At 59.5% G+C, this 11,822-nt stretch carries 14 protein-coding genes; 12 read left to right on the top strand and 2 right to left on the bottom strand.

Going from position 1 to position 11,822, the window contains the following annotated elements:
• The first annotated feature begins 290 nt into the window (after positions 1–290).
• The gene (locus tag ACR0ER_RS06795; RefSeq protein ID WP_480768259.1) at positions 291–494 is read left to right on the top strand and encodes a hypothetical protein; all 204 of its coding nucleotides are present in this window, start codon (positions 291–293) and stop codon (positions 492–494) included.
• A 143-nt stretch (positions 495–637) separates the two neighbouring features.
• Positions 638–1,303: a Crp/Fnr family transcriptional regulator gene (locus ACR0ER_RS06790; protein WP_480768258.1), complete on the top strand. Its 666-nt coding sequence runs from the start codon at positions 638–640 to the stop codon at positions 1,301–1,303.
• On the opposite strand, the gene rpe is transcribed toward ACR0ER_RS06790, so the two are convergent.
• The gene (gene rpe / locus ACR0ER_RS06785; protein WP_480768257.1) at positions 1,300–1,986 is read right to left on the bottom strand and encodes a ribulose-phosphate 3-epimerase; all 687 of its coding nucleotides are present in this window, start codon (positions 1,984–1,986) and stop codon (positions 1,300–1,302) included. The two genes, ACR0ER_RS06790 and rpe, sit on opposite strands and share 4 nt — an antisense overlap.
• Before the next feature lie 163 nt (positions 1,987–2,149).
• Here rpe and phnC point away from each other — a divergent pair, with 163 nt between their 5' ends.
• The 5 genes from phnC (at position 2,150) to ACR0ER_RS06760 (ending at position 6,879) form a co-directional block, all read left to right on the top strand.
• Complete coding sequence (gene phnC / locus ACR0ER_RS06780; RefSeq protein WP_480768256.1) at positions 2,150–2,971, top strand: phosphonate ABC transporter ATP-binding protein; 822 nt, start codon at positions 2,150–2,152, stop codon at positions 2,969–2,971.
• A 64-nt stretch (positions 2,972–3,035) separates the two neighbouring features.
• A complete protein-coding gene (gene phnD / locus ACR0ER_RS06775; RefSeq protein ID WP_480768255.1) occupies positions 3,036–3,938 on the top strand; it encodes a phosphonate ABC transporter substrate-binding protein in 903 nt (300 codons plus the stop codon).
• A 67-nt stretch (positions 3,939–4,005) separates the two neighbouring features.
• Positions 4,006–4,887: a phosphonate ABC transporter, permease protein PhnE gene (gene phnE / locus ACR0ER_RS06770; RefSeq protein WP_480768254.1), complete on the top strand. Its 882-nt coding sequence runs from the start codon at positions 4,006–4,008 to the stop codon at positions 4,885–4,887.
• On the top strand, positions 4,884–6,245 hold the full coding sequence (gene phnE / locus ACR0ER_RS06765; protein WP_480768253.1) for a phosphonate ABC transporter, permease protein PhnE: 1,362 nt from the start codon (positions 4,884–4,886) through the stop codon (positions 6,243–6,245). The genes phnE (ACR0ER_RS06770) and phnE (ACR0ER_RS06765) overlap by 4 nt, the downstream gene beginning before the upstream one ends.
• Positions 6,246–6,264: 19 nt before the next feature.
• The gene (locus ACR0ER_RS06760) at positions 6,265–6,879 is read left to right on the top strand and encodes an LbetaH domain-containing protein (protein ID WP_480768252.1); all 615 of its coding nucleotides are present in this window, start codon (positions 6,265–6,267) and stop codon (positions 6,877–6,879) included.
• Between the two features lie 113 nt (positions 6,880–6,992).
• On the opposite strand, the gene phnF is transcribed toward ACR0ER_RS06760, so the two are convergent.
• Complete coding sequence (gene phnF / locus ACR0ER_RS06755) at positions 6,993–7,703, bottom strand: phosphonate metabolism transcriptional regulator PhnF (protein ID WP_480768251.1); 711 nt, start codon at positions 7,701–7,703, stop codon at positions 6,993–6,995.
• A gap of 103 nt (positions 7,704–7,806) precedes the next feature.
• Here phnF and phnG point away from each other — a divergent pair, with 103 nt between their 5' ends.
• From phnG to phnK, 5 genes are all read left to right on the top strand, one after another.
• On the top strand, positions 7,807–8,265 hold the full coding sequence (gene phnG / locus ACR0ER_RS06750; protein WP_480768250.1) for a phosphonate C-P lyase system protein PhnG: 459 nt from the start codon (positions 7,807–7,809) through the stop codon (positions 8,263–8,265).
• Positions 8,265–8,840, top strand: coding sequence for a phosphonate C-P lyase system protein PhnH (gene phnH, locus ACR0ER_RS06745; RefSeq protein WP_480768249.1), 576 nt, complete (start codon positions 8,265–8,267; stop codon positions 8,838–8,840). Before phnG ends, phnH begins: the two co-directional genes overlap by 1 nt.
• A 3-nt stretch (positions 8,841–8,843) precedes the next feature.
• Positions 8,844–9,935 (top strand): carbon-phosphorus lyase complex subunit, encoded by a 1,092-nt coding sequence (locus tag ACR0ER_RS06740; RefSeq protein WP_480768248.1) that lies wholly within the window; start codon positions 8,844–8,846, stop codon positions 9,933–9,935.
• 253 nt (positions 9,936–10,188) lie between these two features.
• Positions 10,189–11,049, top strand: a complete 861-nt coding sequence (locus ACR0ER_RS06735; protein WP_480768247.1) for an alpha-D-ribose 1-methylphosphonate 5-phosphate C-P-lyase PhnJ — start codon at positions 10,189–10,191, stop codon at positions 11,047–11,049.
• Positions 11,046–11,816, top strand: a complete 771-nt coding sequence (gene phnK / locus ACR0ER_RS06730; RefSeq protein ID WP_480768246.1) for a phosphonate C-P lyase system protein PhnK — start codon at positions 11,046–11,048, stop codon at positions 11,814–11,816. The genes ACR0ER_RS06735 and phnK overlap by 4 nt, the downstream gene beginning before the upstream one ends.
• Positions 11,817–11,822: the final 6 nt, after the last annotated feature.

Genomic DNA, 11,822 nt, shown 5'->3' with positions numbered 1-11,822 from the left:
GCACCGTCGGCGCCGGCGTTGTCTCGAAAATCATCGAGTAAGGCGCGCTAGCGAACACCCAAAGAAAGGGCGTCCCTCGGGGCGCCCTTTTTCTGTGCGCGCAACCCTCCGGATTAATCCTGCCTTCATCTTTCGCTAAAGAAGCGACCCCATGTGAGCCTTGAGGCAAACGGCGCTGGGTCTAAGCCACTCCATTTGTCCTCATGTCGCAATCATATCCGCTTGAACGCATCAAAAGCCCGCACCTTACGCGGGTCGATACGCCAAGGGGTCAGAAGATGGGGAACACCATGTTTGGACTTCAGTTCGTACAAAACGGCACACGCATCCTGCACAGCAAAGATCTGGACGACATGCAGGCAGCGATCCTCGGTGATGAGGGGATCGAAGGCCGCGCGGGTGGATCGCAACCCAGTAAAAAGGTCAAGCTGACGGCCTGCTATTCGGGCCATCCGAAAAAGCAAGCGCCCCAGCTTCGGTTGTCTTCCAAATAGGTCACCGCTCTTGCCGGTCTTCAGCACCCGGCCGGGTAACTGCACAGAAATCTTCCATGCCGGGCGACGGCACGGCTAAACTCACCATGCTCCTTTAAAAAACGCGCTGCAGGATCTTGCGCGCACAGCTGATGAGGCAAGGCATGGTGGGTTTGGACCTGTTGGTGAATGCGGCGAATGTCTTTTACCTGATTTCGTACTCGGTCCGAGACATTTTCTGGCTGCGGGTACTGACGGTGATCGGGGCGCTGATCCTGTTGCCCTACTACTATCTGCAAAGCACGCCGCTTTGGGCGCCTATCGGGTGGAATCTGTTTTTCACGGGCATCAACATCTTTTGGATCATACGTCTGTTGTTGGAACGTCGCCCGGTGCCATTTACCGATACCGAACGGCATCTGTACGAAACCGCGCTACGCAATTTCAGTGAACGTGATGCGTATAATCTGCTTAAGTCCGGTGTCTGGAAAACTGTTCCGGCCGGGACACTGCTTTTGACGCAGGGCGATCCCGTTCCACGGCTGTCGCTGATCGTGGACGGTGAAGTAGGCGTCGAAATGAACGGCAATCGCGTGGATACGCTGGGAGAGGGGCGTTTCCTCGGCGGCACGGCTTTTCTGAGCAAAAATCAGGATTTTAAGGCGCCGGTGACCGTGACGGCGCTTGGGCCGTCACGTATTATAGACTGGGAGATGCCCGAGCTGAGCGCTGAACTTCGGAAACAACCAGATTTGGCGATTTCCATTGAAGCCAGCCTCGGGCTTGAAATTTCGCGCTTTCTGCAAACGGCGCGCGTGCAGATAGCTTAGAGCGCGCTTTCAGCAGCTGCGCGAACCGCGCGGATGTTTTCGCCGTAGACTTCGGGATTGGACACCGACCCGCCTTTGAAAACCGCGGACCCTGCGACCAGAACGTCGGCACCGGCCGCAGCTACCAGAGGCGCAGTCGTGGGGTCGACCCCGCCGTCGATCTCGATATGCACCGGGCGGTCGCCGATCATTTGGCGCAGCTTGCGGACTTTGCCTGTCATGTCGATGAATTTCTGACCGCCGAAACCGGGGTTGACGGTCATGACGCAAACCAGATCGGTCAGGTCCAGCAGGTGCTCAACTGCCTCGGCCGGGGTGCCGGGGTTCAGCGCGACACCGGCCTTCATGCCAGCAGCGCGGATGGCTTGCAGGGTGCGATGGGTGTGCGGCCCGGCCTCGACATGGGCGGTCAGGATATCGGCGCCTGCATCGGCATAGGCCTGAATGTAGGGATCGACAGGCGTGATCATCAGATGCACGTCCATCACCGTTTTCACATGCGGGCGGAACGCTTTGACGGCGGGCGGGCCGAAGGTCAGGTTCGGGACGAAATGGCCGTCCATTACATCGACATGGACCCAATCGGCGCCCTGGGCCTCGATGGCTTGAATCTCTTGCCCGAAATTGGCGAAATCGGCGGACAGGATCGACGGGGCGATCTTGATGGTGCGGTCAAAGCTCATGGCGGCCTCGTGTCAGCTGAAGAGTCGGCCCGCGTATACCTGCGGCCAGCTGCAAAGTGTAGCCCCTGCGAAGCTGGCGGGTGTTACAAAACTTTCACTCCACTGACACAAAGCCGTTGAGCAGCATCTGTACCTGACCGCCAACACGAATTGGGGGTGGCACGTGCTGCGGATTGAGAAACTGACCAAACGCTTCGGCGACAATGTGGCCGTGGACGCGGCGACGCTGGATGTGGACAAGCCCTGCATGATCGGCATCATCGGTCGGTCGGGTGCCGGTAAATCCACCCTGTTGCGGATGATCAACCGCCTGACGGATTCAAGCGACGGCCAAATCTTGTTCGAAGGCCGTGACGTGACCCAGTTGAAGGGCCGCGACAAGCGCGCCTGGCAGGCCGAGTGCGCGATGATCTTTCAGCAGTTCAATCTGGTGCCGCGTCTGGATGTGGTCTCGAACGTGCTGCACGGCACACTGAACCGTCACTCGACGCTGGCGACCATGTTCAACCTGTTCCCGATGGACGAGATTCACCGCGCCATCGACATTCTGGACCGTCTAGGCATTGCTGAGCATGCCCCCAAGCGGGCCGAAGCCCTGTCGGGCGGTCAGCAGCAGCGGGTCGCCATCGCGCGCGCCCTGATGCAGGACCCCAGAATCATTCTGGCGGACGAACCCATCGCCTCGCTGGACCCGATGAACGCGCAGGTGGTGATGCAGGCGCTGCGCCGCATCCATGAAGAGGATGGCCGCACTGTCATCGCCAACCTGCACACACTGGACACCGCGCGCCGTTATTGTGACCGCGTTGTTGGTATGCGCGACGGGCGCATCGTTTTTGACGGGTTGCCCGAACAACTGACCACCGGCGTTGCCCGCGAAATCTATGGTGCCGATGCCAGCTTCTCGGAAGAGGCGACCTCGACCGAGATCGAAACGCTGGACGCCACACAGAAAGCCCTGATGGAAGCAGAAGCCACCATCTGAGCCGACCACCTCTTTCATCGACCGGCCCGATGAAAGGCCGGCACATCAACCTGGAGAAAGACAGATGAAAAACCTGATTGCTGCGCTGGCGGCGACCACTGCACTGGCCGCACCTGCCATGGCCCAAGAAATCAGCGAATTCCGCATCGGCATTCTGGGCGGTGAGAACGCTCAGGACCGTTTGAACAACAACGAATGTCTGCGTGTTTATACCGAAGAACTGCTGGGCGTTGAAACCAAACTGTTCGCACCTGCCGACTATAACGGTGTGATCCAGGGCCTGCTGGGCGGCACCATCGACGTGGCCTGGCTGGGTGCGTCGGGTTACGCGAAAACCTATCTGTCTGACCCCGAAGCCGTTGAACCGGTTCTGGTCAAGGTGAACACCGATGGCGGTTATGGCTATTACTCGGTTGGTTTTGCCCGCAAGGACAGCGGCATCACCTCGCTGGAAGACATGAAGGGCAAGACCTTTGGTTTCGGTGACCCGAACTCGACCTCGGGTTACCTGATCCCTTCGATCGAAATCCCTGCCGCTACCGGCGCGACCATGGAATCGGGCGACTACTTCGGTGAAGTAAAGTTCACCGGCGGTCACGAGCAGACCATCGTTGCAGTCAACAACGGCGACGTTGATGGTGGTGTGACCTGGGCCGACGGTCTGGGTGAATGGGAAGACGGCTACCAGTCGGGTGCCCTGCGCCGCGCCGTGGATGCAGGTCTCGTCGACATGAACGACATGGTCGAAATCTGGAAATCCAAACCGATCCCTGAAGGCCCGGTTGTAGTCCGCAAGGCACTGCCTGAAGACGTCAAAGCCAAAGTGACCGAGCTGTGGGACACTCTAAGCGAGAAAGACCAGGATTGCTTCTACGGCGTGGCCGCGGGCGAAGCCAAGAGCTTTGATCCCATCACTCATGACGCCTACGAAGTCATCATCGAAGCACGCAAGCTGAAGTCCAACTAAGCCTGCATATCCAATGATCGGGGTCCGGTGAAAAACCGGGCCCCGTTTTTCCACTCAGGAGCATTCCATGACAGACCTGACTGCTGGGTCCCCGACCGTCGATCAGATCCGCGACGAATACACCGCGATGGCGCGACGCAAACGGGTCTATGGTGGTATCCTCCTGATCCTGTTCGTGGCCTTGATGGCTGCGGGGTTCCGTACGGCCGATGACCGCAACGCGGGCAGCTTCATCGACGGCTGGCACCGGATTCTGGACTATCCGGCCGAGGTTCTGTCGGAGGCTTGGGAAAAGATCGCCGCGATGCCCGCCAATCTGGTCGAGTTCTTCCCGGCGCTAGTTGAGACGTTGAACATCGCTGCGGCATCGACCCTGATTGGCACCATCGTGGGCACGTTTCTGGCGCTTATGGCGACGCGGGGCATGGCCTATTGGCCGTCGCTGATCCCGCTGTTCCGGCGCATCTCGGACATCTTCCGGGCCATCCCCGAGATTGTAATCGCGCTGGTTTTGATCTTTGTTCTGGGCGGCGGCCCGGTGCCCGCGATGATCGCCATCGCCATTCACACGGCGGGCGCGCTGGGTAAACTGTTCTCCGAAGTGAACGAAAACGCCCCGCTTAAACCGGTCGAGGGGCTGCAATCGGTCGGCGCCAATTGGTCACAGCGCATGTATCTGGGCGTGATCCCGCAGGTTGGGCCGAATTACGTCAGCTATGCCCTCCTGCGGTTCGAGATCAACATCCGCGCCTCGGCCATCCTGGGTTTCGTCGGCGCAGGTGGTCTGGGGTACGAGCTGCGAAACGCGATGTCCTGGGGGCAGGGGCGCTATGATGAGGCGGCGGCCATTTTCATCCTTCTTTTCGTCACAATCGTCGTAGTGGATCAAATTTCCGGATATCTGCGCGACCGTCTGGCCCACGGGTCAGAAAAAGGAGCCACGGCATGAGCACCTTTGCAACCAACCTGACCGTTGATGAGCTAAAGGCCGAGGCGGATCGCATTTTCAGTCGCAAAAGGTTGGTGAATTTCGGCCTGCCTGCGCTGGTTCTGACCTATCTGGTCTATGTGTTCTTTGCCTTCGACGTGTCGGGGCTGGCGGCGCAGGCGAACTGGCAAAACGGCAAGACGCTGGTGGCGGACAGCTACAGCTACAAAACCCATATCGAGAGAGACAACCGCTCGGGCGAAGTGTCTGCCGCCATCGAGGGCGAGCGCAAGGGTACCTACCCCGAAGGTCAGGCCCCGGACTGGGTCACGCTGGGCGAGACTACGGTGATCGATCTGGAAGACGGCCATGTCGTGCGCTTTGGTCCCGAAACGGTGGAATATGACATTCCCGGCTATGGCATCGTCCGGGCAACGCCGACCCGTTCGGCCGGGGTACAGGCGGAATTGCCTGCAGGCGATGTGCCAGAATGGATCAGTGTATCCAAGAACCGCTTGACCGTGTTCACAGATGCGGGGCGTCTGACTGTAACTCGCAACCGGTCCGAGGTGTTCCGCTATTTCACCGGGTGGGAACTGTTCTGGTTCACGCTCGACAGCCCGTACTATGGCAAGTCTTTCCCCGAACTGGCCGGACGGGCCGTGAACGGTGAGGCCGGTGCGATCCTGAACGATTTCTGGACCAACAAGATGTGGCGGCATCAGGACGTGGCCTGGGCGATTTTTGAAACCATCCTGATGGCGTTTCTGGGCACTTTGGGTGCGGCCATGTTCGCCCTGCCGTTGGCCTTTCTGGCGACGCGCAACTTTAACCCTGTGAAAACCGTGCGCTTTGCCACTCGCCGCGTGTTCGATTTCGTTCGTGGCGTGGATGCGTTGATCTGGACCGTGGTTCTGGCCCGCGCCTTTGGTCCCGGCCCCCTGACCGGCGCGCTGGCCATTCTAGTGACTGATACTGGAACCTTCGGCAAGATCTTCTCGGAAGCGCTGGAGAACGTGGACAACAAGCAGATCGAGGGCGTGCAATCCACCGGGGCCAACGCGCCGCAACGCTATCGGTTTGGTGTGATCCCGCAGGTGACGCCGGTGCTGCTGAGCCAGTTGCTCTATTTCCTAGAATCAAACACCCGCAGCGCCACTGTGATCGGTGCGATCACTGGCGGCGGTATCGGATTGCTGCTGACACAGGCGATTATCACCCAGAAGGATTGGGAAGAGGTGGCCTATTACATCGTCCTGATCATTCTAATGGTCATGCTGATGGACTGGTTCTCGGGCTGGCTGCGGCGGCGCCTGATCCAGGGTGAGACGGACAAAAAGCGCAAGCCGCGCGTCGCGAAAGCACAACCGCAGCCGTAAAGACCAAGGACGAAAGACAATGCCACGCCTGCGCCCGGACGAGCCTTTCATTCATCCCGATTGCCAGATCACGAACAGCAGTTTTGGGGAATATGTCGAGATCGGCGCAGGCAGTCGCGTCGCGAACTCGGTCTGGGGGGATTACTCCTATTGCGACCGAACCTGCGATGTCGCCAATGCTGAGATCGGCAAGTTCGCCAACATAGCCAGTTTCACGCGGATCGGAGCAACGGACCACCCGATGGAAAAGGCTTCTCAGCACCATTTCCTGTACCGGTCTGCTGACTATTGGGACGACATTGAGGACGATCACGACTGGTTCGCCTATCGTGCTAGTCGCAAAGCCGTGATCGGCCATGACACATGGATCGGCCACGCGGCGATCATCAAGCCGGAGGTGACGATTGGTCATGGTGCGGTGGTGGCTTCGGGGGCTGTGGTGACCAAAGATGTCGATCCCTACACTATTGTCGGCGGTGTGACAGCCAAACCAATCCGCCGCCGGTTTCCCGAAGATATTACTGAGCGGATGTTGGCTTTGGCCTGGTGGGACTGGGACAACACACGCCTGCGCGCCGCATTGTCGGACTTCCGATCGCTTGGCGCCGAAGCCTTTCTCGAAAAACACGAATAAGTCTGCCGAACCAGCGAATGGAAATGCTCCCGCACCCGCAGGAGCATCGGCTGCGCCCAACGGGATGAAGCCTCCGCAAGGAGGTCGAAGATGGGCGGGAGGTCCTTGCCGCCTTAGTCGTCGTTCAATGTCAGCGTCACCCGCTCCCCGGCAAAAACGGTGCGCCCGTACTCGACCGGCGCACCAGACAGGTCAGCGTTCACCCCGGCTGAAAACAGCACCGGCGCACCTTCGGGCAATTGCAGGTGCAGAGCCTGGGTTGCAGTTGCAGCCCGCGCAGTCAGGCGGGTGGAAACGCGGGTGTAATCCGCGACGCCGCAGCGTTGCAGCGCTTTGGTCACGGATTGCGTGTCTTGCAGAGCTGCCAGAATGTCAGGCAGGCGGTCTGCCGGAAAGACGCTCTGAAACAGACCGATGGGTTGACCATCGGCCAGTGACAACCCGTCATAGACATGCACCTTGTCGCCCCGGGCCAGGTCCAGCGCCTCGGCCTCGGCATCGTCCGCCACACGTGTTGTCAGCGAGAGGATCATCTTACCCGGTATCTTGCCGCTGGCCGAGATGCTTTTGTGGTATCTGACCCGTTTTCCAATCGGATAATCGGTCGGGCGTGCGGCCACAAACACACCCGCGCCGCGTCTTGGATGCACCAACCCTTGTTCTGCCATATCTGCCAACGCGCGCCGTACTGTGTGCCGGTTAACCCCGTGTTGTGCGGCCAGTTGCGCCTCGGTCGGCAGGCGGTCTCCGGTGTTATAACGACCCTCGGCGATGTCCGAGGTCAGGCTTAGCGCGATGCTTTTCCAGACCGGTGTTTTGCTCATGTCACCAAACTTTCACAGTGTTGCGGATTGCGAGACTCACTTCCGGAGTGTAATATTTGTCTAGTTGTATAGTTCACATAGACAACCCGGCCAAGAGGTTTCGATGGCGGATCAACAGAACATAGCTATCGCCGAGCGCAAGGAATGGATGGGCCTACTGGCCCGTGCCCCGGAGGGGGCGTTGATGGAGTTGTGGGGCGAAATTGGCGCCCCCCCGAGCTTTGACTGGCTCCGCAGCCCCGAGGTTGGGGGTGTGATGGTGCGCGGGCGGTCAGGCGGTACCGGCGCGCCGTTCAATCTTGGTGAAATGACCGTAACGCGCTGTTCGCTGGTGCTGACGGACGGAACGGTCGGGCATGGCTATGTACAGGGCCGGTCAAAGCGCAAGGCTGAGGCCGCGGCGCTGATCGATGCGCTGATGCAGACCGACGCAGCCGGAGACATTCGCGCCCGGGTGTTCTTACCTCTCAGCCAGCAGATGCAGACCGCCAGTACAGACCGGGCCGCAAAAGCGGCGGCGACGAAGGTTGAGTTCTTTACGTTGGTAAGGGGAGAGGATTGATGACCGCGCAAACCCAATTCTCGGGCGGGTTCAAAAACGCGCCGATCGATGCAGCCTATGCCTTCCGTGCTGCAATGACAGTCATGGCGCGGCCGGGTGTCATCCGCTTGATCTCGAGCACCCAGCCACCTGCGCCCTTGTCTGTCGCAGCGGGGACTTTGCTGCTGACTTTGTGTGACGCGGATACGCGCGTGCATCTGGCGGGCAGTTTGGACACGGATGCTGTGCGCCAGTGGCTGACCTTCCACACGGGCGCGCCAATTGCGGAGGCGTCGGAGGCGGACTTTGCCCTTGGGACATGGCAGGCCCTTGGGCCGGTGGCCCAATATTGCATCGGAACACCAGAGTATCCTGACCGATCGGCCACTCTGATTGTCGAATGCGACGACCTGCAGCAAGCGGGAGCGGCATTAACCGGCCCGGGGATCAAAGGCATTGCGCATCTGTCGCTGCCGGACGTGCCTGCGCTTCAGGCGAACGCGGCGCTCTACCCTCTGGGCTGCGATTTTTTCTTCACATGCGGTGACAAGCTGGCAGCCCTGCCGCGCAGCACGCAGATCAATGCGGAGGGTTAGACCATGTACGTAGCCGTCAAAGGTGGTGAAAAGGCCATCGAAAACGCTCATGCCTGGTTGGCTGAGGAACGCCGCGGATCGACTGATATTGCCGAGTTGAGCATCGACCAAATCCGCGATCAGCTGTCGCTTGCGGTGAACCGGGTGATGGCCGAGGGCTCGTTATACGACCCGGACTTGGCAGCGCTGGCAATCAAGCAGGCGCGTGGCGATCTGATCGAGGCGATCTTTCTGATCCGCGCCTACCGCACGACGCTGCCCCGGTTTGGCTATTCCAGCCCGGTGGCGACCAGTGAGATGACCTGTGACCGCCGCATCTCGGCCACGTTCAAGGATGCGCCGGGCGGGCAGGTGCTGGGTCCGACCTTCGACTACACCCACCGCCTGCTGGATTTCAAACTGGCTGCCGAGGGCGAGGTTCCGGCGGCCCCCGAAGCACAGCCGCGCATGGAGCCAACGCCGCATATCACCGAGTTCCTCAAAGGTGAGGACATCATTCAGGACGAACCTTTCAGCGATACCACCCCCGGCGACCTGACCCGTGAACCGATGGAGTTCCCGGCCAAACGCCCCCTGCGTTTGCAATCGCTGACCCGGGGGGATGAGGGGTTCGTGCTGGGCATGGCCTATTCGACCCAGCGCGGTTACGCCCGGAACCACGCATTTGTTGGCGAATTGCGCATTGGCAAAGTCGCGGTCGAGATGGAGATCCCCGAACTGGGCTTTGCCATCGAGATCGGTGAGGTCGAACTGACCGAATGCGAAACCGTCAACCAGTTCAAGGGCTCAAAGACTGAACCGCCTCGGTTCACGCGGGGCTATGGGCTGGTCTTCGGCCAATCTGAACGCAAGTCCATTGCCATGGCCTTGGTCGATCGCGCGCTGCGTTGGGAGGAATTGGGCGAGGACAATCTGGGCGCCCCCGCGCAGGACGAAGAATTTGTCCTGAGTCATGCAGACAACATTCAGGCCACCGGCTTCCTCGAACATATTAAGCTACCGCATTACGTCGATTTCCAGTCCGAATTGGAACTGGTCCGCAAGCTGCGCCGCGAAGCTGAGGAACGGACCACATTGAAAGAGGCTGCAGAATGACGCTAATGCGCTCCTTTGTTTCTGTAGGCGGAATTTTGCCTACTCGGCTCTTGGATTGGCCTTTCCTTGGAAACAAAATTTTCTTGCGAAGGCTCAATCGCACTCCAATGGCCTGTCGTATCGCGACGCATGGCGCTCTGCCGCCGTCGCGAGTGAACCCGTCGCCACACGATATAGATCATAAGAGATATTACGAACAAACAACTCAGGAATATGCCCACAACAACACCAGAAAAAACAAAGTGATACCAAAATGAATGAATATAATTTCGCATATTTGGACGAGCAAACCAAGCGAATGATCCGCAGGGCCATCCTGAAGGGGTTGGCCGTGCCCGGATATCAGGTGCCGTTCGCCAGTCGCGAAATGCCGATGCCCTACGGGTGGGGCACTGGTGGTGTGCAGGTCTCGGCCGCAACTTTGACGCCGGACGACACTCTGAAAGTGATCGATCAGGGCGCAGATGACACCACCAACGCCGTTTCAATTCGTAAGTTTTTTGAGAACACCGCTGGCGTTGAAACCACCGAGGAAACTGAAAAAGCCACGGTTATCCAGACCCGCCACCGCATCCCCGAGGCGACGCTGACCGAAGATCAGATCCTTGTTTATCAGGTGCCGATCCCCGAACCTCTGCGGTTTCTTGAGCCGCGCGAAACTGAGACGCGCAAGATGCATAGCCTTGAGGAATACGGCCTGATGCATGTGAAGCTGTACGAAGACATCAGCCAGCACGGCGCGATTTCGACGTCATATGCCTATCCGGTGAAAGTGTCGGGCCGGTACGTGATGGACCCGTCTCCGATCCCGAAATTCGACAACCCCAAGCTTGAGATGGACGCGATTCAACTGTTCGGGGCCGGACGGGAACAGCGAATTTACGCGGTGCCGCCGCATACCAAGGTCGTCAGCCTCGATTTCGAGGACTACCCGTTCGAGGCCACCAAGGCCGACCACCCCTGCGACCTGTGCGGCGCCGAGAACAGCTATCTGGACGAGGTGATCATGGATGACGCGGGCAACCGGATGTTTGTCTGTTCGGACACCGATTTCTGCCGGTCTCGTCGCGCGCAGGGCCACGAAGGACGCTTGAGCAAGGAGGGCGCAATATGACTCCGTTGTTGCAGGTCAATGGCATCGAAAAGCGATATGGTGCGCGGATCGGTTGTACGGATGTCAGCTTTGATCTTTACCCCGGTGAGGTGATGGGCATCGTCGGCGAAAGCGGTTCCGGCAAATCGACCTTGCTGAATTGCCTTGCTGGGCATCTGGAGCCCGACGCGGGGCAGGTGGTCTTTGACACCCGTACCGACGGCCCGGTGGATACGGTGACGATGTCTGAACCGGAACGGCGGATGCTGGGTCGCACTGACTGGGCCTTTGTTCACCAGCACGCCCGCGACGGGTTGCGTATGTCGGTAAGTGCAGGTGGCAATATCGGTGAGCGGCTGATGGCTGTCGGCGACCGCCACTACGGTCAAATCCGCGATCGGGCGATTGACTGGCTGGGCCGGGTTGAGATTGATGAAAGCCGCGTGGATGACCGACCGACCGCGTTTTCGGGCGGGATGCAGCAACGCTTGCAGATTGCGCGCAATCTGGTGACGGGGCCTCGGCTGGTATTCATGGACGAACCGACCGGGGGATTGGACGTTTCGGTCCAGGCGCGGCTGCTGGACCTGTTGCGCGGACTGGTGCGTGAGATGGGGCTGAGCGCCATCATCGTCACGCATGATCTGGCCGTGGTGCGTCTGTTGGCGGACCGGCTGATGGTGATGAAGGACGGTCACGTGGTCGAATCCGGTTTGACCGATCAGGTGCTGGACGATCCGCAACACGCCTATACGCAGTTGCTTGTGTCCAGCGTTCTGCAGGTTTGAGAGTGA

The sequence above is a fragment of the Ruegeria sp. CH8 genome (genome assembly GCF_056536985.1).
The sequence above is the reverse complement of the archived record's forward strand: the minus strand, read 5'-3'. Positions and strand labels throughout refer to the sequence as shown.